Source organism: Pseudomonas sp. LBUM1661, assembly GCF_059695925.1.
The window spans coordinates 2,214,283-2,233,636 of the sequence record NZ_CP166794.1; the positions used below are offsets into that span (position 1 = coordinate 2,214,283).

Annotated in this window: 15 protein-coding genes and 5 tRNA genes; 13 read left to right on the forward strand and 7 right to left on the reverse strand. The window is 60.3% G+C overall.

Features of this window, described 5'->3' with window-relative positions:
• Positions 1-29 precede the first annotated feature (29 nt).
• Complete coding sequence (locus ACA057_RS10205; RefSeq protein ID WP_497347986.1) at positions 30-1,346, reverse strand: L-fuconate dehydratase; 1,317 nt, start codon at positions 1,344-1,346, stop codon at positions 30-32.
• 83 nt (positions 1,347-1,429) lie between these two features.
• Between ACA057_RS10205 and ACA057_RS10210 the strand changes: the two genes are divergently transcribed.
• Entirely contained in the window at positions 1,430-2,416 is a 987-nt protein-coding gene (locus ACA057_RS10210; protein ID WP_497347988.1) for a LysR family transcriptional regulator, read from the forward strand.
• An 80-nt stretch (positions 2,417-2,496) separates the two neighbouring features.
• Here the strand turns inward: ACA057_RS10210 and ACA057_RS10215 are convergent.
• A tRNA-Asn gene (locus ACA057_RS10215) sits at positions 2,497-2,572 on the reverse strand.
• 224 nt (positions 2,573-2,796) lie between these two features.
• Here ACA057_RS10215 and ACA057_RS10220 point away from each other — a divergent pair.
• Positions 2,797-3,027 (forward strand): hypothetical protein, encoded by a 231-nt coding sequence (locus tag ACA057_RS10220; protein ID WP_010456061.1) that lies wholly within the window; start codon positions 2,797-2,799, stop codon positions 3,025-3,027.
• On the opposite strand, the gene ACA057_RS10225 is transcribed toward ACA057_RS10220, so the two are convergent.
• The gene (locus ACA057_RS10225; RefSeq protein WP_497347990.1) at positions 3,024-3,233 is read right to left on the reverse strand and encodes a hypothetical protein; all 210 of its coding nucleotides are present in this window, start codon (positions 3,231-3,233) and stop codon (positions 3,024-3,026) included. The genes ACA057_RS10220 and ACA057_RS10225 overlap by 4 nt on opposite strands.
• Positions 3,234-3,470: 237 nt before the next feature.
• Entirely contained in the window at positions 3,471-4,667 is a 1,197-nt protein-coding gene (locus tag ACA057_RS10230) for an amino acid aminotransferase (protein WP_497347992.1), read from the reverse strand.
• Between the two features lie 336 nt (positions 4,668-5,003).
• Here ACA057_RS10230 and uvrB point away from each other — a divergent pair, with 336 nt between their 5' ends.
• Positions 5,004-7,019: an excinuclease ABC subunit UvrB gene (uvrB, locus tag ACA057_RS10235; RefSeq protein WP_497347994.1), complete on the forward strand. Its 2,016-nt coding sequence runs from the start codon at positions 5,004-5,006 to the stop codon at positions 7,017-7,019.
• Positions 7,020-7,150: 131 nt separating this feature from the next.
• Here the strand turns inward: uvrB and ACA057_RS10240 are convergent, their stop codons facing one another.
• Both ACA057_RS10240 and ACA057_RS10245 read right to left on the reverse strand, forming a co-directional pair.
• Complete coding sequence (locus ACA057_RS10240) at positions 7,151-8,701, reverse strand: MDR family MFS transporter (protein ID WP_497347996.1); 1,551 nt, start codon at positions 8,699-8,701, stop codon at positions 7,151-7,153.
• Entirely contained in the window at positions 8,691-9,740 is a 1,050-nt protein-coding gene (locus ACA057_RS10245; protein ID WP_497347998.1) for an HlyD family secretion protein, read from the reverse strand. Before ACA057_RS10245 ends, ACA057_RS10240 begins: the two co-directional genes overlap by 11 nt.
• Positions 9,741-9,960: 220 nt before the next feature.
• Between ACA057_RS10245 and gltX the strand changes: the two genes are divergently transcribed.
• The 10 genes from gltX to ACA057_RS10295 all read left to right on the forward strand — a co-directional run bounded on the left by gltX (position 9,961) and on the right by ACA057_RS10295 (position 15,971).
• A complete protein-coding gene (gene gltX, locus ACA057_RS10250) occupies positions 9,961-11,442 on the forward strand; it encodes a glutamate--tRNA ligase (protein WP_497348000.1) in 1,482 nt (493 codons plus the stop codon).
• Positions 11,443-11,705: 263 nt separating this feature from the next.
• Positions 11,706-11,781: transfer RNA gene (locus ACA057_RS10255), tRNA-Ala, on the forward strand.
• A 79-nt stretch (positions 11,782-11,860) separates the two neighbouring features.
• A tRNA-Glu gene (locus tag ACA057_RS10260) sits at positions 11,861-11,936 on the forward strand.
• Between the two features lie 53 nt (positions 11,937-11,989).
• A tRNA-Ala gene (locus ACA057_RS10265) sits at positions 11,990-12,065 on the forward strand.
• Between the two features lie 80 nt (positions 12,066-12,145).
• Positions 12,146-12,221 (forward strand) — tRNA-Glu (locus tag ACA057_RS10270).
• A gap of 183 nt (positions 12,222-12,404) precedes the next feature.
• Positions 12,405-12,944 (forward strand): TetR/AcrR family transcriptional regulator, encoded by a 540-nt coding sequence (locus tag ACA057_RS10275; RefSeq protein ID WP_008028313.1) that lies wholly within the window; start codon positions 12,405-12,407, stop codon positions 12,942-12,944.
• A gap of 31 nt (positions 12,945-12,975) precedes the next feature.
• Positions 12,976-13,809: an alpha/beta fold hydrolase gene (locus ACA057_RS10280; RefSeq protein ID WP_497348002.1), complete on the forward strand. Its 834-nt coding sequence runs from the start codon at positions 12,976-12,978 to the stop codon at positions 13,807-13,809.
• A 47-nt stretch (positions 13,810-13,856) separates the two neighbouring features.
• Positions 13,857-14,294, forward strand: a complete 438-nt coding sequence (locus ACA057_RS10285) for an acyl-CoA thioesterase (protein WP_401353493.1) — start codon at positions 13,857-13,859, stop codon at positions 14,292-14,294.
• Positions 14,295-14,443: 149 nt separating this feature from the next.
• Positions 14,444-15,403 carry a tRNA dihydrouridine synthase gene (locus tag ACA057_RS10290; RefSeq protein WP_497348005.1) on the forward strand — a complete coding sequence of 320 codons (960 nt, stop codon included), beginning with the start codon at positions 14,444-14,446 and terminating at the stop codon, positions 15,401-15,403.
• A 121-nt stretch (positions 15,404-15,524) separates the two neighbouring features.
• Positions 15,525-15,971, forward strand: coding sequence for an Hsp20 family protein (locus tag ACA057_RS10295; protein ID WP_401353489.1), 447 nt, complete (start codon positions 15,525-15,527; stop codon positions 15,969-15,971).
• Positions 15,972-16,067: 96 nt separating this feature from the next.
• Here ACA057_RS10295 and ACA057_RS10300 read toward each other — a convergent pair whose 3' ends face one another.
• Entirely contained in the window at positions 16,068-19,346 is a 3,279-nt protein-coding gene (locus ACA057_RS10300) for a PAS domain S-box protein (RefSeq protein ID WP_497348007.1), read from the reverse strand.
• Positions 19,347-19,354 lie beyond the last annotated feature (8 nt).

Here is a 19,354-nt window from a genome sequence, read left to right on the forward strand (position 1 = left end):
TTGCGCGAACGGAAGGTGCTGTTTAACGGTCAGGATTGGGCAAGATCAATCCACACCGGGCCGTTGGGATACTGGTAGCGTTCCAGGGTGTCGGCGGTCATTTCGATGCTGTAGCCGGGGCGTTGCGGCGGCATGTAGCGGCCGTTGCGAATGACCACGGGTTCGAGAAAGTGTTCGTGCAGGTGATCGACGTATTCCAGCACGCGGTTTTGCAGCGAGCCGGACACTGCGATGTAATCGAACAGCGAGATGTTCTGCACGTACTCGCACAAACCGACACCGCCGCCATGCGGGCACACCGGCACGTCGAACTTGGCGGCCATCAGCAACACGATCAGCACTTCGTTGAGACCGCCCAGGCGTGCGGCGTCCAGTTGGCAGAAGTCGAGTGCCTGGGCCTGGAACATCTGCTTGAACATCACCCGGTTATGGCAATGCTCGCCGGTGGCGACGCCAATCGGTGCGATGCGCTGGCGGATGGTCGCGTGGCCGAGGATGTCGTCCGGGCTGGTTGGTTCTTCAATCCACCAGGGGTCGAACGCGGCCAGGCGACGCATGTTCGCCACCGATTCATCGACGCTCCAGACTTGGTTGGCGTCCATCATCAAGGTGCGTTCCCAGCCGATTTCTTCGCGCAGGATCGCGGCGCGGCGCAGGTCGTCTTCCAGGTTGGCGCCGATTTTCTGTTTGAAGTGGGTCCAGCCATCGGCGACGGCTTCGCGGGCCAGTCGGCGCATTTTCTCTTCCGAGTAACCCAGCCAGCCCGGCGCAGTGGTGTAGCCGGGATAACCTTCGCGCAGCATCTGCGCTTCGCGCTTGGCTTTGCCGGGGGCCTGCCGACGCAGCAGGGCGATGGCTTCCTCGGGGGTGATGGCGTCGGTCACATAGCTGAAGTCGAGGCAGGCGACCAGTTGCTCGGGGGTCATGTCCGCCAGCAGTTTCCACACCGGCTTCGCTTCGGTCTTGGCCCACAGATCCCACACGGCGTTGACGATGGCGGCGGTGGCCAGGTGAATCACGCCCTTTTCCGGACCCAGCCAGCGCAGTTGGCTGTCACCCATGGTGATGGTGTGCCAGAACCGGCCCATGTCGGCGGTGATCTCTTCCAGGGTCAAGCCGACAATCAGTGGCGCCAGTGATTGCACGGCGGCGACGCAAATTTCATTGCCGCGGCCGATGGTGAAGGTCAGGCCATGGCCCTCCAAACCCTCTGTCGAATCGGTGTGCAAGACCACGTAGGACGCCGAATAGTCTGGCGCGCTGTTCATCGCATCAGAGCCGTCGAGTGACCGTGAAGTAGGGAAACGAATGTCGCGAACGCTCAGGTGGGTGATTCGAATACTCATGGTGAACTCTTTTTATAGGTGACCACTTGGGAGCTCGACTGTAGGGTGGTCGGCGATATAGGCATAATCGTCGATTCGTATAGATGGATACTGAAATTGATATGTCAGAGCAGCCGAAAGTCCCAACGCTCGCCAGCCCGGCGCCGGCGAAAACCTTCAGCCCGTTGAAGATTTCCAGTCGCCAGATTGCCCTGCTCAATGCCTTGGGCGAGTTCCGCAATCTGCGCCGCGCAGCAGCTGCGATGCACACCACGCAGCCGGCCGCGAGCCTGTTGTTGCAGCAGTTGGAAGAACGCCTCGGCGCCAAGCTGTTCGAGCGCCTGCCACGAGGCATGGAGCCGACGCTGTATGGCGAAGTGATGATTCACTACGCCCACGGGGCGATTCATGAGTTCGAACACGCCGAAGCGCAGTTGGCGGAACTGGCGCGCGGTGCTTCGGGGTTGGTGCGCATCGGCACGGTGATGGGGCCGGTGCCGACCTTGTTGACCCGGGGCGTGTTGGCATTCAAGGCGGATAACCCGAAGGTGCGCATCTGCATTGAAGTCGGGACCAGCGACACGCTGCTGCCGGCGCTGATTCGTGGCGATTTCGATGTGGTGCTGGGGCGGCTCCCGGACCAGATCGACGGTCAGGGGCTGGATATTCAACTGTTCGAAAAGGGCGAGCAGATGCGTGTCATTGCGCGGCCTGGGCATGCGCTGGCGACGGCTGCAAAATTGAGCCTGGCCGACCTGGTGACGCAAACCTGGATCCTGCACCCGATCGGCAGCCCGATGCGTCGTCACGTGGAAAGCGCACTGAAAGCGGGGGGCATGGTGCAGACCCTGGACATCGTGGAAACCGCGTCGATTCTGGCCACCACCTCGATGATCGAAGCGTCGGACATGATCGCCGTGGTGCCGAATGACGTCGCGGAGCATTACCTGCGCTACGGCATGGTGGCGATCCTGGCGGTCGAGTTGCCCATCTCCATGGTCAACATCGGCCTGCTGACACGCCAGTCGCGGCCACTGTCGCCGGCCGTCAGCAAACTGCTGGGTTATCTCAATGAGTATGGGAAGGGCTGACCCGGAACAGCTAAAACGAAAAAACCCGCCAGAAGGCGGGTTTTTCGAGTGGTTCAGAGAGATTTCTCTAGAACCTTGTATGGCTCCACGACCTGGACTCGAACCAGGGACCCAGTGATTAACAGTCACTTGCTCTACCAACTGAGCTATCGCGGAATGGCGTGTATGTTACTGATTCAAAAAGAGAAGTCAAGCATCTGTTAGCAAACTGGCGGATTCATCGGGACGGACGGTGGTTTATCGGCGATTGGCGGTTACCAGAATCGCCCCAGAGGTCTACCATAGCCGCCCGGAAGTGGTTACACGCGCTGCCGGCCATTCGCCGAAAAGGTACGCGTCATGAATCATCCAACCCTCTCACCTCGTCACGAGGTGTTCGCATGAGCATCGCCCAGATCAGTCTGCCCAAAGGTGTCGGCCCACACGCCGAGAAGCTGTTCGATGCCATCACTCAAGCCAGTACCGCTGACGACTTGAACCGCGCCGGTGGCAAGGCCGAAGGTTTTGTCCTGGGCCTGGAAAGCGCCAAGGCGATCAAAAGCCAGGTCGCCGAATCGCTTTACGTCGCCTATGACGACGCGGCCAGCCAGCGCGCAACCGAACTGGCTTAACCGCCGAAAGTGACGGTGGCGAGCATCAGCTTGGCGTACAGCATCGTCGCGCCCAGCTGCACCAGCCACAGGGCCAGGCCGCCGAGAAATACGCCGGCCGCCACTTGCATCACCAGGTTGTTACCGCGTTTGGCCGGGGTGCGAGGCACGAAGTCGTTCAGGTCATCCAGGTCATCGCGCTCAGCGCGCAGGTCATCGTTTTTCATGTCAGCTCTCGTAAGAAATCTCGGGTGTACACAAAACCTGTGGGAGCGGGCTTGCTCGCGAAGACGGCGGCACATCCAGCATTAAACGTGACCGACAGACCGCATTCGCGAGCAAGCCCGCTCCCACATTTGTTATGTGTGCAGTCTAGAGCCCTCGGTCGTTGCTTTGAGAATTATCTGTGACAAATAAAAAACGGGAAGCCCAAGGGCTTCCCGTTTTTCGTATCACGCGACGACTCAGATCACCGCAACGATGGCCTTGGTCACAACGTCGATGTTGCTCTGGTTCAACGCAGCCACGCAGATGCGGCCGGTGTCCAGGGCGTAGATGCCGAACTCGCTGCGCAGACGGGTCACTTGCTCAACCGTCAGGCCGGAGTAGGAGAACATGCCGCGCTGACGACCGACGAAGCTGAAGTCGCGCTGTGGCGCTTGCTTTGCCAGTTGCTCAACCATCTGGATACGCATGCCGCGAATCCGCAGGCGCATTTCTGCCAGTTCTTCTTCCCACTGAGCGCGCAGTTCCGGGCTGTTCAGCACGGCGGCGACGATGCTTGCACCGTGGGTGGGCGGGTTGGAGTAGTTGGTGCGGATTACGCGTTTGACTTGCGACAGTACGCGCGCGCTTTCTTCTTTCGACTCGCTGACGATCGACAGGGCGCCAACGCGCTCGCCGTACAGCGAGAAGGATTTGGAGAACGAGCTGGATACGAAGAAGGTCAGGCCCGATTCAGCGAACAGGCGCACGGCAGCAGCGTCTTCGTCGATGCCATCGCCAAAACCCTGGTAGGCCATGTCGAGGAACGGCACGTGACCTTTGGCCTTCACCACTTCCAGTACGTTGTTCCAGTCCGCCGGGCTCAAGTCCACGCCGGTCGGGTTGTGGCAGCACGCGTGCAGCACAACGATCGAGCCGGACGGCAGGGCGTTAAGGTCTTCGAGCAGGCCGGTACGGTTAACGTCGTGGGCCGCGGCGTCGTAGTAGCGATAGTTCTGCACCGGGAAACCGGCGGTTTCGAACAGTGCGCGGTGGTTTTCCCAGCTCGGGTCGCTGATCGCGACGACGGCGTTCGGCAGCAGTTGCTTGAGGAAGTCGGCGCCGATTTTCAGTGCGCCAGTGCCACCCACGGCTTGGGTCGTGATAACCCGGCCAGCAGCGATCAGTGGCGAATCATTGCCGAACAGCAGTTTCTGCACAGCCTGGTCGTAGGCCGCGATGCCGTCGATGGGCAAGTAGCCACGGGACGCGTGTTGAGCGACGCGAATCGTCTCGGCTTCGACAACGGCGCGCAGGAGTGGAATTCGCCCCTCCTCGTTGCAGTAAACACCGACCCCCAGGTTGACCTTGTTGGTACGGGTATCGGCGTTGAATGCTTCGTTGAGGCCCAGGATTGGATCGCGTGGTGCCATTTCGACAGCGGAGAACAGGCTCATTTTTGCGGCGGCTCTGAATGGAGAGTGGAGGGACGTGTCGCGCTCCAGCCGAATGCACTAGAGCGGTGCACAAACGGGGAGCTAGTATAGAGGCCATCTGCAATTGATGGCGACAGAGGATTCGGCTTTTACGGTAAGTTTTTTCGATTATTTTTCGACCGTTAGTCGAATGGCTGCGTCAAAGACTGCAAGGTATGTAGGACGTTTGCCTTGAAAGCGCGGGCAATCGGCTCCACATTGAGCACAATCCAGTTTTTTCCTCGGGCGACGTGAGTCGTTTGCGGCCTATCTCGTTGCTGCCGGTTTGACCGCGCTGGCGCGATACCAGAGGTATACATGTCTGAATTCCAGCTAGTCACCCGCTTCGAGCCCGCCGGCGATCAGCCGGAAGCCATCCGCCTGATGGTCGAGGGCATCGAAGCCGGGCTGGCGCACCAGACGTTGCTGGGTGTCACCGGCTCGGGCAAGACCTTCAGCATCGCCAACGTGATCGCCCAGGTGCAGCGTCCGACCCTGGTGCTGGCGCCGAACAAAACCCTGGCCGCGCAGTTGTACGGCGAGTTCAAGGCGTTCTTCCCGAACAACGCCGTCGAATACTTCGTTTCCTACTACGACTACTACCAGCCCGAAGCGTATGTGCCGTCCTCGGACACCTTCATCGAGAAAGATGCCTCGATCAACGACCACATCGAGCAGATGCGACTGTCGGCGACCAAAGCGTTGCTGGAGCGCAAGGACGCGATCATCGTCACCACGGTATCGTGCATCTACGGTCTGGGCAGCCCGGAAACCTATCTGAAAATGGTCCTGCACGTGGATCGCGGCGACAAGCTCGATCAGCGTGCGTTGCTGCGTCGCCTGGCGGACCTGCAATACACCCGCAACGACATGGAATTCGCCCGTGCGACGTTCCGGGTGCGCGGCGATGTGATTGATATCCACCCGGCGGAATCCGATTTCGAAGCGATCCGCATCGAACTGTTTGATGACGAGGTCGAGAGCCTGTCCGCCTTCGATCCGCTGACCGGCGAAGTGATTCGCAAGCTGCCGCGCTTCACCTTCTATCCGAAAAGCCACTACGTGACGCCACGGGAAACCCTGCTGGGTGCCGTCGAAGGGATCAAGGTCGAGTTGCAGGAGCGCCTGGATTATTTGCGTTCCAACAACAAACTGGTTGAGGCCCAACGGCTGGAGCAACGCACCCGTTTCGACCTGGAGATGATCCTCGAACTGGGTTACTGCAACGGCATCGAAAACTATTCACGCTACCTCTCGGGCCGTGAATCCGGCCAGGCGCCACCGACGTTGTTCGACTACCTGCCGGCCGACGCCTTGCTGGTGATCGACGAATCCCACGTCAGCGTGCCGCAGGTCGGCGCCATGTATAAGGGCGACCGCTCGCGTAAAGAGACGCTGGTGGAATACGGTTTCCGCCTGCCGTCAGCGCTGGATAACCGGCCGATGCGTTTCGACGAGTTCGAAAACATCAGCCCGCAGACGATTTTTGTCTCGGCCACGCCGGGCAATTACGAAGCGGAACACGCCGGTCGCGTGGTCGAGCAATTGGTGCGTCCGACCGGTCTGGTGGACCCGCAAATCGAAATCCGTCCGGCGCTGACCCAGGTCGACGATCTGCTCTCGGAAATCGGCAAGCGCGTCGCCCTTGAAGAGCGCGTGCTTGTCACCACGCTGACCAAGCGCATGTCCGAGGACTTGACCGATTACCTGGCCGACCATGGCGTGCGCGTGCGCTATTTGCACTCGGACATCGACACCGTCGAACGGGTCGAAATCATCCGCGATTTGCGCCTCGGCACTTTCGATGTGCTGGTGGGGATCAACCTGCTGCGTGAAGGTCTGGACATGCCGGAAGTGTCGCTGGTGGCGATTCTCGATGCGGACAAGGAAGGCTTCCTGCGTTCTGAACGCTCGCTGATCCAGACCATCGGCCGTGCGGCGCGGAACCTCAACGGGCGGGCGATTCTCTATGCGGATCGCATCACTGGTTCGATGGAACGGGCGATCGGTGAAACCGAGCGTCGTCGCGACAAACAGATCGCCTTCAACCTGGCCAACGGCATCACGCCCAAGGGTGTGTTCAAGGACGTGGCCGACATCATGGAAGGCGCCACCGTGCCGGGTTCGCGCAGCAAGAAGCGCAAAGGCATGGCCAAGGCCGCCGAGGAAAGCGCCAAGTACGAAGCCGAACTGCGCTCGCCGGGAGAAGTCGCCAAGCGCATTAAAGCCCTGGAAGAGAAGATGTACGCGTTGGCGCGGGATCTGGAATTTGAGGCGGCGGCGCAGATGCGTGATGAGATCGGCAAACTGCGGGAGCGGTTGATCACCGTTTGAGTTTTGCGGCGCCTGTTATGGCCTCTTCGCGGGCAAGCCTCGCTCCTACAGGTTTTGTGTGGTTCACCCATCATGCGAACGCCACAAATCCTGTAGGAGCGAGGCTTGCCCGCGAAGGCCGCACCTCGGTCTCAATGCGCCTCGCCAGCCTTGAGCCCCGCCGGCAACTTCTTGGTCAACAACACCGCCACCATGCTGATCCCCAGCGCAATCCCGACAAAGTGAAACGCATCGTTGTACGCCATGATCGATGCCTGTTGATGCGCGATTTCACTGAGCTTGCCCAGCGCCGCCGTCTCACTGCCAAACCGATCCGTCAACGACGCCATCCGCTCGGCAACCTGCGGATTGGTCGGCACAATCGCTTCGCGCAAATAATCGAAGTAGGTCTTGGTCCGCGCATCCAGCAACGTGGCGAGGAGGGCGATGCCAATCGCGCCGCCGAGGTTGCGCAGGATGTTGAACAGGCTCGACGCCGACCCCGCATCCTGCGGCAGGATGTACGCCGTGGCGATCAACGAAATGGTCACCATGATCAGCGGCTGGCCCAGCGCCCGGATGATCTGGATCTGATTGAACTGCGGCCCGGCAAAGTCCGGGTTCAGTACCCCCGATGAAAAACTCGCCAACCCGAACAGCCCGAAACCCAAGGTGCACAGCCATTTCGGCGAGATGACTTTCATCAGTTTCGGCACCAGCGGAATCAGAAACAGCTGCGGCACGCCCATCCACATGATCACTTCGCCGATCTGCAAGGCGTTGTAGTTCTGGATCTGCGCCAGGTACAGCGGCAACAGGTAGATCGAACCGTACAGCCCGACCCCCATGCCGACACTGGAAATACTCGATAAACCAAAGTTGCGATTGCGCAGGATGCCAAGGTTGATCAGTGGATTGGGCTTGGAGGTCTGCACGATGACAAAGGTGATCAGGCTCACCAGCGCAATGCTGCCCAAGGTCACGATCAGGTTCGATTCCAGCCAGTCCTTGCGATGGCCTTCCTCCAGAAACACCTGCAAGCAACCGAGCCCGACGCCCAGGGTGAGAATGCCCATGTAGTCGGTGCTTTTGAGTAATTCCCAATGCGCTTCTTTCTTTTCCAGGCCATACATCAGGCCGGCGATCATGATCAGGCCGGGCGGGATGTTGATGTAGAAGATGTATTCCCAGCCCCAGTTTTCCGTCAGCCAGCCGCCGAGAGTCGGGCCGATGGAGGGCGCGAAGGTCGCGGTCATGGCGAACATCGCCATGCCTTTGGCGCGGTGGTGTTCAGGAAGTTTGATCAGCGTGAGGGTGAATGCCAGTGGAATCAGCGCGCCGCCGGTGAAGCCTTGCAAGGCGCGGAAGACGATCATGCTCTCCAGGCTCCACGCCATGGAACAGAGCAGGGACGCGGCGAGAAAGCCGAGCGAGACCCACACGGCTAAACGGCGTGCCGACAGCAGCTGCACCAGCCACGCAGTCAGCGGGATCATGATGATTTCCGCCACCAGGTACGAGGTAGAAATCCACGAGCCTTCTTCCAGGGTCGCCGACAGCGCGCCCTGAATGTCCTTGAGTGACGAGTTGGTGATCTGGATGTCGAGCACCGCCATGAAGGCGCCCAGCATCACACTCATCACTGCAATCCAGTCCCGCCGGGTCGGTTCGCCGACCGGACGGAGCAGTTGATCACCGGCCATCGTCAGGGGCGTCTTTGATGTTCACTTTGGCGGTGACCGACATCCCTGGACGGATCTTGCCGTGCAGCGGATTGTCCGCGGCGAACGTCAGTTTGACCGGAATTCGTTGGACGACTTTGGTGAAGTTGCCGGTGGCATTGTCCGGCGGCAACAGGCTGAACTGTGCGCCCGAGGCGGCGAACAGGCTGTCGACGCGCGCGTTGATCGGCGTGTCGCTGTAGGCGTCAAAGGTCAGCTCGGCTTTCTGACCGGGCTGCATGTGGCCGATCTGGGTTTCCTTGAAATTGGCCTGAATCCAGATGTCCTGGTCCGGGACGATCGACATCAGGTACGCGCCGGCCTGCACGTACTGGCCTTCGCGGGCGGCGCGCTGGCCGATCAGGCCGCTGATCGGCGCGTGTATTTCGCTGCGAGTCAGGTTCAGTTCGGCCTGGGCCAGATCGGTTTTGGCGTTGGCGATCATGGCGTCGAGGCGTTTAATTTCAGCGCTCAGCGAGTTGACTTGCTGGCGCTGACTTTGCGCATCCGCCTGGGCCTTGGTCACTTGCGAGCGGGCAATGTGGTTGTCAGCGGAGAGGGTGGTGACGCGCTCTTCCGAGACGTAACCGGGTTTGCGCAAGGTTTGCGCGCGGGACAAGTCGATCTGCGAACGGCCGAGGCTGGCCTGGCTGGAGGCAACTTGCGCGTCGCTGGCGGCGATCAGGCTGGCTTGCTGGGTGAGTTTGCTCTGCGCTTGCAGGCGTTCGGCCTGGCGGGTGGCGAGCGTGGCATTGGCGCGGTCGACGGCGAGGTGGAAATCATCGCCTTCGAGCTTGATCAGCAACTGGCCTTTCTCGACGTGCTGGTTATCTTGCACCAACACCTGTTCGATGCGTGCGCCCAATTGGCTGGAGACGCGGGTGATCTCGCCCTGGACATAAGCGTTGTCGGTGCTTTCGTAAAACCGTCCCTTGAAGAACCACTGGGCAAAAAAGGCCCCGGCAATCAGCAGGACGATCAACAGGAACATGAACAGGCGACGCTTGAGTTGGGCAGGCATGGGGCAGACTGTAGTCGAGAAATTGTAAGGAAAGTTATCAGCAGCCGAATCTGGCATACAGCCGATAAACGGTAAATGCCATCGGCTGATATTCGGCCATTCACCGCGCCATACGCGCGTTGTAGACGCAACCTTGGCTTAAATGCCCTGCTCACTGGAGCCGGGCGGGCAACGCCTGTTACCATTCGCCCTTTGTTTTATCTTCATTTCGAGACTTGCCATGACCACCGTCCGCACTCGCATCGCGCCATCGCCTACCGGGGATCCCCACGTAGGTACCGCTTACATCGCTTTGTTCAACTACTGCTTTGCCAAGCAGCATGGCGGTGAGTTCATCCTGCGGATTGAAGACACCGACCAATTGCGTTCGACCCGCGAGTCCGAACAACAGATTTTCGACGCCCTGCGCTGGTTGGGTATCGACTGGAGCGAAGGCCCTGACGTTGGCGGTCCGCACGGTCCGTACCGTCAAAGCGAGCGCGGTGACATCTATCAGAAGTACTGCCAGCAGTTGGTAGAAATGGGCCACGCTTTCCCGTGCTTCTGCACCGCCGAAGAACTGGACCAGATGCGCGCCGAGCAAATGGCGCGCGGCGAAACCCCGCGTTACGACGGCCGTGCGCTGTTGCTGTCCAAGGAAGAAGTGGCGCGCCGCCTGGCCGCTGGCGAACCGCACGTGATCCGCATGAAAGTGCCGAGCGAAGGTGTTTGCGTGGTGCCGGACATGCTGCGTGGCGACGTCGAAATCCCGTGGGATCGCATGGACATGCAAGTCCTGATGAAGACTGACGGCCTGCCGACGTACTTCCTGGCCAACGTGGTCGATGACCACTTGATGGGCATCACCCACGTATTGCGCGGTGAAGAATGGCTGCCATCGGCGCCGAAACTGATCCTGCTTTACGAGTACTTCGGCTGGGAACAACCGGAGCTGTGCTACATGCCGCTGCTGCGTAACCCGGACAAGAGCAAGCTGTCCAAGCGCAAGAACCCGACCTCGGTGACGTTCTACGAGCGCATGGGTTTCATGCCGGAAGCGATGCTCAACTACCTGGGCCGCATGGGCTGGTCGATGCCGGACGAGCGCGAGAAGTTCTCGTTGCAGGAAATGGTCGACCACTTCGACCTGAGCCGTGTGTCTCTCGGCGGGCCGATTTTCGACATCGAGAAACTCTCGTGGCTCAACGGCCAATGGCTGCGTGACCTGCCGGTGGAAGAGTTCGCTTCGCGCCTGCAAACGTGGGCACTGAACCCTGATTACATGATGAAGATCGCGCCGCACGTGCAGGGTCGGGTTGAAACGTTCAGCCAGGTCGCACCGCTCGCCGGTTTCTTCTTCGCCGGTGGCGTGAACCCGGATGCCAAGCTGTTCGAATCCAAGAAGCTCTCGGGCGACCAGGTTCGTCAGTTGATGCAGCTGATCTTGTGGAAGCTTGAAAGCCTGCGTCAGTGGGAGAAGGACAGCATCACTGCGACGATCCAAGCGGTGGTCGAATCCCTCGAGCTGAAGCTGCGTGACGCCATGCCGCTGATGTTTGCGTCGATCACGGGGCAGGCCAGTTCGGTGTCGGTGCTCGATGCAATGGAGATCCTCGGCCCGGACCTGACCCGTTTCCGTCTGCGCCAGGCCATCGACCTGCTGGGCGGCGTGTCGAAGAAGGAAAACAAGGAGTGGGAAAAACTCCTGGCCAACATCGCCTGACTTTGTAGCAGCTGTCCGAAGGCTGCGTTGGGCTGCGAAGCCGCCCCTGATGGCCGTTAGGCAATCCGCCTGAAAGGACGAGGGTGAGCGCTGCGCACTCGAACACAGCCTGCGGCAGCTGCTACAAGGTCGAATTTCCCCCGGATTTACGGGGGGAGGGCGGTAAGTGATTGTTATGTCGGCAAAAAACTTTGAAATATTTTAAAAATAAGTTTGACAGCTTTCCGATGCGCCATTAAGATTCGCCCCGTCCTCAGCGATGAGGGGCTATAGCTCAGCTGGGAGAGCGCTTGCATGGCATGCAAGAGGTCGACGGTTCGATCCCGTCTAGCTCCACCAATTTACACTTCAAGGTCTGGCCACACCGGCATTGAAGCGATCAACACTCAGCGTTGATCTGTTGTATAGAAGGGTTTGCGTCCCCTTCGTCTAGTGGCCTAGGACACCGCCCTTTCACGGCGGTAACAGGGGTTCGAGTCCCCTAGGGGACGCCAGTTTTACAGAAGCGATGTTGCAAGATGTCGCTCCGCCGCGAGGCGAAAAATCCGGGGCTATAGCTCAGCTGGGAGAGCGCCTGCATGGCATGCAGGAGGTCAGCGGTTCGATCCCGCTTAGCTCCACCAATTTTACAGTTCAAGGTCTGGCCACACCGGCCTTGAATCGATCAGCTCTCAGCACTGATCAGTTGTATAGAAGGTTTTGCGTCCCCTTCGTCTAGTGGCCTAGGACACCGCCCTTTCACGGCGGTAACAGGGGTTCGAGTCCCCTAGGGGACGCCACGATTACCCGCTCTGCGGGATTTTATAAGGGTCATTCAATTATTGAATGGCCCTTTTGTTTGTCTGGCGTTTGGCCAAATCCCCTCATTCTTCCAAACTGATCTTCAGACCAGCGGTCATATCCACGACTTGCGAAATATTATTATGAGAATAATATTCTAGTCGTAATATTCGGAGGCAACGATGAACGATAAAAAAGCTCAAACCCGCGAACGCATCCTCAAGGCCGCCAGCGCAGCGCTGATTCAGCGCGGCCCGGCCGAACCGAGCGTGGGCGAAGTGATGGGCGCAGCCGGCCTGACGGTCGGCGGCTTCTATGCGCACTTCGAAAGCAAGGACGCCATGATGCTGGAAGCGTTCAAGCAGCTGCTCGGTCACCGCCGTGGCTTGATCGCCGACATGGACGCCGAACTGACCGGTGAAGAGCGTCGCGCGTTGGTTGCCGCGTTTTATCTGTCGCGCAAACACCGCGATTCCTCAGAGTCCGCCTGCCCGATCCCGGCGTCTGTCGGTGAGCTGGGGCGCCTGCCGGACGCGTTTCGTGTGGCACTGAATGAGCACGTGGAAATGATGGTCGCGCAGTTGGCGGCCAGCCCGGAAGACACCGACAAAGCCTTGGCCGACATGGCCTTGATGGTCGGTGGGTTGGCCCTGGCGCGGGCGCTGGGGCCAGGAGAGTTGTCCGATCGATTGCTGCGCGCCGCCAAGTCTGCGGTGCTGTGACCTGAAGGCGTTAGCCTGGGGAGTGAGAGCGATGAGCACGTTGAAGTGGGTTCGTGGCGTTAATGGCACCTTAGGCTGGTTTGCACCGAAATTGGTCGCGAGCAAAATGCGACTGGCGTTCATGACGCCGCGGGAACTGCCGCCGCGTGATTGGGAATTGCCGCTGCTGGCGAAATCCGAGCGGATCACCTTGCGCTTCGGCCTCTCGGCGTTGCGCTGGGGGCAAGGCCCGACGGTGTTGCTGATGCACGGTTGGGAAGGGCGGCCAACGCAGTTTGCCAGCCTGATCACCGCGCTGGTGGACGCCGGTTACACCGTGGTGGCGCTGGACGGCCCGGCTCACGGTCGCTCACCTGGCCGCGAAGCGAATGTGGTGCTGTTTGCCCGGGCCATGCTTGAAGCCGCTGCCGAGTTGCCGCCGCTGCAAGCGGTCATCGGTCACTCCATGGGCGGCGCCAGCGCCATGCTCGCGGTTCAGTTGGGCTTGCGCACCGAAACCCTGGTCACGATCGCCGCCCCGGCGCGGATTCTTGGGGTGCTGCGCGGTTTCGCACGCTATGTGCGGCTGCCACCGAAAGCCCGTTCGGCGTTCATTCGTCAGGTCGAAAGAGACGTCGGCATGCGCGCTGCGGCGCTGGATGTCGCGCACTATCAGCTCGACATGCCCGGCCTGATCGTTCATGCCGAAGATGACAACTTCGTATCGGTCAAGGATTCGCAGCTGATCAACGAAGCCTGGTTCGACAGCCGTCTGTTGCGCCTGGAAGAGGGCGGTCATCAACGGGTGCTGGCAGACCCTCGGGTGATTGATGGCGTGCTATCACTGCTCTCCGGCCGCAGCCTGCACAAGCGCCAATCGGCCTGAGCATCCGTTACACTGCCCCGGTCGAATAATCTGACCGGGAGTGAGGCATGGGCTGGGATCGGGCAACGCCGTTTGTGATTGATCTGGAAGTAGGCGCCGAGGACATCGATGGGCTGGGGCACGCGAATAACGCGGTGTACGTGACTTGGCTCGAACGCTGCGCCTGGCGCCACTCGCAGCGGCTGGGTCTGGACCTGGTCGAATACCGTCGGCTGGACCGGGCGATGGCGGTGGTGCGGCACGAGATCGATTACCTGGCGGCCGCCTATGAGGGCGATGAGTTGCAATTGGCGACGTGGATTGTCGATTGGGACCAGCGCCTGAAAATGACCCGACACTTCCAGCTGAAACGCCCCAGCGACAACACCACGTTGCTGCGCGCCCAGACCACCTTCGTCTGCATCGAACTGTCGACCGGCAAGCCCAAGCGCATGCCGGCAGAGTTCATCGAAGGCTATGGCCCTGCGTTGCAAATATTGACCTGATTGAAGCGTTCGCGGGCAAGCCTCGCTCCTACAAGACGGTGATGACCGTAGGAGCGAGGCTTGCCCGCGAAGGCGTCCTATCTGACGAAATACCTTCTGCACGCCGAAACCAGTAAACTGCCGCACGTTTTTCGTTGAGTGTGTTTTTCATGCAAATTGCTTTGGCGCCCATGGAGGGGTTGGTCGACAACATCCTGCGGGACGTGCTGACCCGCGTCGGCGGTATCGATTGGTGCGTGACCGAGTTCATTCGGATCAACGATCAGCTGCTCACGCCTGCCTATTACCACAAGTTCGGCCCTGAACTGCTGACCGGCGCCCGCACCGCTTCCGGTGTGCCGTTGCGCGTGCAGTTGTTGGGTTCCGATCCGGTGTGCCTGGCGGAAAACGCCGCGCTGGCCTGCGAGCTGGGTTCCGAGGTGATCGACCTGAACTTCGGCTGCCCGGCCAAAACCGTGAACAAGTCACGGGGCGGGGCGGTACTGCTCAAAGAGCCCGAGCTGCTGAACCAGATCGTCGAGCATGTCCGTCGTGCCGTGCCAGCGCACATTCCGGTGACCGCGAAAATGCGTCTGGGCTTTGACAGCCCGGACGGCGCGCTGGTGTGCGCCACGGCCCTGGCCGAAGGGGGCGCGGCGCACATCGTCGTCCACGCGCGGACCAAGACCGACGGCTACAAGCCGCCAGCCCATTGGGAATGGATCCCGCGAGTACAGGACGTAGTCAAGGTGCCGGTGTTCGCCAATGGTGACATCTGGAGCGTCGAAGACTGGCGTCGTTGCCGCGAAATCAGCGGTGTGGAAGACATCATGCTCGGTCGCGGCCTGGTCTCGCGTCCGGACCTGGCCCGGCAAATCGCCGCTGCACGCGCCGGGCAAGACGTGGTCGAGATGACTTGGGCCGAGCTGCTGCCATTGATTCAGGACTTCTGGCTGCAAGCCAAGGCGCAAATGACCGCACGTCAATCGCCGGGTCGCTTGAAGCAATGGCTGGCGATGCTGACCCGCAATTACCCCGAAGCCGTGGCGTTGTTTACGGTCTTGCGACGTGAGACCGAACTGGACCAAGTCTCGCGTTTGCTGGGCCTGCAGGTCTCGGAAGCCGCCTGAAAAAAATCTCGAAATAATCTCTTGAAAAGCAATCAGCGGTCCCTATTTAGGGATTACGCGATGCCGAATTCGGGTCGCGGAGACAAAAAAACTTGCTGATTGTTTTCAGGAGATTTGAATCATGAGTACTGCATTTTCCATGGCACCACTGTTCCGTTCCTCGGTAGGTTTCGACCGCTTCAACGACTTGTTCGAGACCGCCCTGCGCAACGAGCCAGGCAGCACCTACCCACCTTACAACGTGGAAAAACACGGTGACGATCAATACCGCATCGTCGTGGCGGCGGCCGGTTTCCAGGAAGAAGACCTGGACCTGCAAGTCGAAAAGGGTGTGCTGACCATCAGTGGCGGCAAACGTGACGCGACCGAAGACGTCACTTATCTGTACCAGGGCATCGCGCAGCGGGCCTTCAAACTGTCCTTCCGTCTGGCGGACCATATCGAAATCAAGGCCGCCGGCCTGAGCAACGGTCTGTTGAGCATCGACCTGTTGCGGGTCATTCCGGAAGAGGCGAAAGCCAAACGCATCCCGATCAACGGGACGCAAAAACCCGCTCTGCAGCATTAACTCAGAGCAATGAAAAGGGCGCCACTGGCGCCCTTTTTTTTAGCCACAACGCAGGCCTGTAGCTGCTGTCGAGCCGAGCGCAGCGCAGGGGCCGTGTCATTTCAGGAGTTTTTGGAATTCTTCCACCGGCAACGGTGGGCTGTGCAAATAGCCTTGGTAAAAATGGCAGCCCAACCCCTGCAAAAACTCCAGTTGCTCCGGCGTCTCCACCCCTTCGGCAATCACCTTCAATTCCAGGCTGCGGGCCATGGCAACGATGGCGCGGATGATCTCGGCGTCGTTGGGGTCGGTGGTGGCGTCGCGGATGAACGACTGATCGATTTTCAAGGTGTCGACCGGCAAGCGCTTGAGGTAGGTCAGCGAGGAATAGCCGGTGCCGAAGTCGTCCATGGCAAAGCTCACGCCGAGTTTTTTCAGGCGGCGCATTTTGCTGATGGTGTCTTCCAGGTTCTGGATCACGATGCCTTCGGTTATTTCCAGTTTCAGCAGCGAGCACGGCAGTCCATGGCTCACCAAGCTGTGTTCGATGCGTTCGACGAAGTCGTTCTGGCGGAATTGCCGGGGGCTGATGTTCACGCACAGGCTGAAATTAAGCGGGTCGATCAGGCCCTTGGCGATCAATTGTTTGAAGGCTTCGCAGGCGTCATCGATGATCCACGTGCCGACTTCCAGAATCAGCCCACTGTCCTCCAGCACCTTGATGAACTCGGTGGGCGATTGCGCGCCGAGTTGCGGGTGGTTCCAGCGCACCAGGGCCTCGGCACCGACGATGCGGCGATCCCGGGCATCGATCTGGGGTTGGTAATGCACGCGAAATTCACCCCGGGAAAGGGCCAGGCGCAGGTCGGTTTCCATGCGCAGGCGCTCGCTCGCCGCCTTCTGCATGGTGTTGTGATACATCTGCGTGGTGTTGCGGCCCGAATCCTTGGCCCGGTAGAGCGCAATGTCGGCGCGTTTGAGCAGGTCGGTCGGGGTTGAGCCGTGATCGGGAATCAGCGCGATGCCGATACTCGGCGTCACTTGCAGGCGCTGGCCGTCGAGGAACATCGGCTCCGAGAGCAATTCACGCAAGGTATCCGCCAGGAGTTGGACCTGGTCGCTGACCTCGTTGCGCGAGCCTTCGAGGCCACTCAGCAGCACTACAAATTCGTCACCGCCCAGGCGCGCGACGGTGTCTTCCATGCGCACGCTGGCCTCAAGGCGCGCGGTGATGATCTTCAACACCGTATCGCCCACCGGATGGCCGAGGGAATCGTTGATGTGCTTGAAGTGGTCAAGATCGAGGAACATCAGGGCGCCGCGCAAATTATGGCGTTTGAGCAGGGCGATCTGCTGGCTCAGGCGATCCATCAACAGTGCGCGGTTGGGCAGGTTGGTCAGTGGGTCGTGGTAGGCCAGGTGGCGGATCTGCGCTTCGGCGTTTTTCAGCAGGCTGACGTCCCGCGCGGTCAGCAGCAGGCAGGCGGTTTCGTTGAGGGTGATCGGTTCCACCGAGACTTCCACGGTCAGCAACTCGCCGCGTTTGTTGCGCCCAAGCATTTCCTGGTGGTGCACCCGGCCCTTGATTTGCAGTTCGGCCAGCAGTGCCGAGCGTTGTTTCTCTTCCGCCCAAATTCCCACCTGATACACCGTGCGGCCGACCACTTCGTCGGCGCGATAGCCGGTGAGGCGGCAGAAACCGTCGTTGACCTCCAGGTAACGCCCGGTGTCGCGCTCGGTGATGGTGATGGCGTCGGGGCTTGAGTGGAACGCCTTGGCGAACTTCTCTTCGCTGGCCTTGAGCGCCGCTTCCGAGCGTTGCTGTTGGGTGATGTCGCGCAGGGTGGTGACGATGCACGGCTGTTCACCGACGCTGATCTGTCGGCTGGAGATCACACAGGTCAGGGCTTGCCCGTCTTTGTGCTGAACCAGGATGGCCACGCTGTTCAGCGCTTGTTCGCGAATGACCTGTTCGATCCGCTGCAGGCTTTTCGCCGACGCGTCCCACAAGCCGATTTCGTCGGCGCTGCGGCCAATCACGTCGCCGGTGCTCCAGCCGAAGGTCTGGGTAAAGCTGGAATTGATCTCGATGAACTGGCCGGTGTCCTGGCGGGTCACGCAGATCGGGTCCGGGCTGACCTGGAACAGGGTGGCGAATTTCTCTTCGGACGCCACCAGCCGCTGCTCGCGCTCCACCTGGTCGGTGATATCGAGCAGGGTGCCGGCCATGCGCAGCGGTGCGCCGTTTTCGTCGCGGTAGAGGCGGGCGCGGCTTTCCAGGTAGCGCGAACTGCCGTCGGCCAGTTGCACGCGGTAAGTCAGCTGATAATTACCGGCCGGGCCTTCACGCAGGCTGCGGTAGGCGTCGCGCATGGTGCCGCGTTCTTCGTCGGGCACGCCTTCGAAAAACTCGTCGAAGGATTCATGGAAGGGTATCGCCTCCATCCCGTGCAATTGGGCGGCGCGGGCCGAGCCGTACAGCATGCCGCTGGGAATATGCCAGTCCCAGGTGCCGAGTTGCGCCGAGTCCAGCGCCAGGTCGAGGCGTTCCTGGCTGTCTTTCAAGGCAAGCTCGGCGGCTTTGCGGTCGGTGGTGTCGAGAAACGTACTGAGCAGATACGGCTGACCTTCGAGCTCGACCTTTTGTGCGCTGAGGATGCCGTCATGGATTTGGCCATTACTGGCGCGAAACTGCACCTCCATGCTGACCAGTTCGCCTTTGGCCTTGGTGGCCTTGACCAGTTGCATCCGTTGCTCCGGATGCACCCAGAGGCCCAGTTCCACGGTGGTACGGCCAATGGCGTCCTGCACCGGCCAGCCGAACAGGCTTTCGAAATACTGGTTGGCTTCGGTGATCAGGCCATCTTCCTGGCGCGTCAGCAGCACCATGTTCGGGCACAGGTGAAACAGCGTCGCGAAGCGTTTTTCCGAGCTGCTCAGCGCCTGTTCGCGCTGGCGTTGATGAGTGATCTCGCGGATCACCCCGATCATGCGCGGCCGGCCATGTTTGTCCGGCAGCAGGCTGCCGTTGATCTCCAGCCAGTGCAGGCTGCCGTCGGGCCAGCGAATGCGGTGGTGCATCGCCTGTTCCAGCGGCGCACCGGCGATCACCGCGTCGAAGGCGCGAATGGTTTTCGCCCGATCCTCCGGCGGCAGCAAGTCGAGGTATTCCAGATCGGCCGGCAACGGTTGCCGTGGATCGAAACCGAACAACGCCTGAGTGCCTCGCGACCAGCTGATCTGCCCGCGCTCGATGTCCCAATACCAGGCACCCAAACGCGCGCCGTTGAGGGCGGCCAGCAATTGCGGCGCGCTTTCCCAGCTCTGCTCCGACCGTTTTGGGTCAAGCGCCTGAATACGCGGCATCGGCGGGATACGGTCAACAGATTTCGGCATGGGCAAGC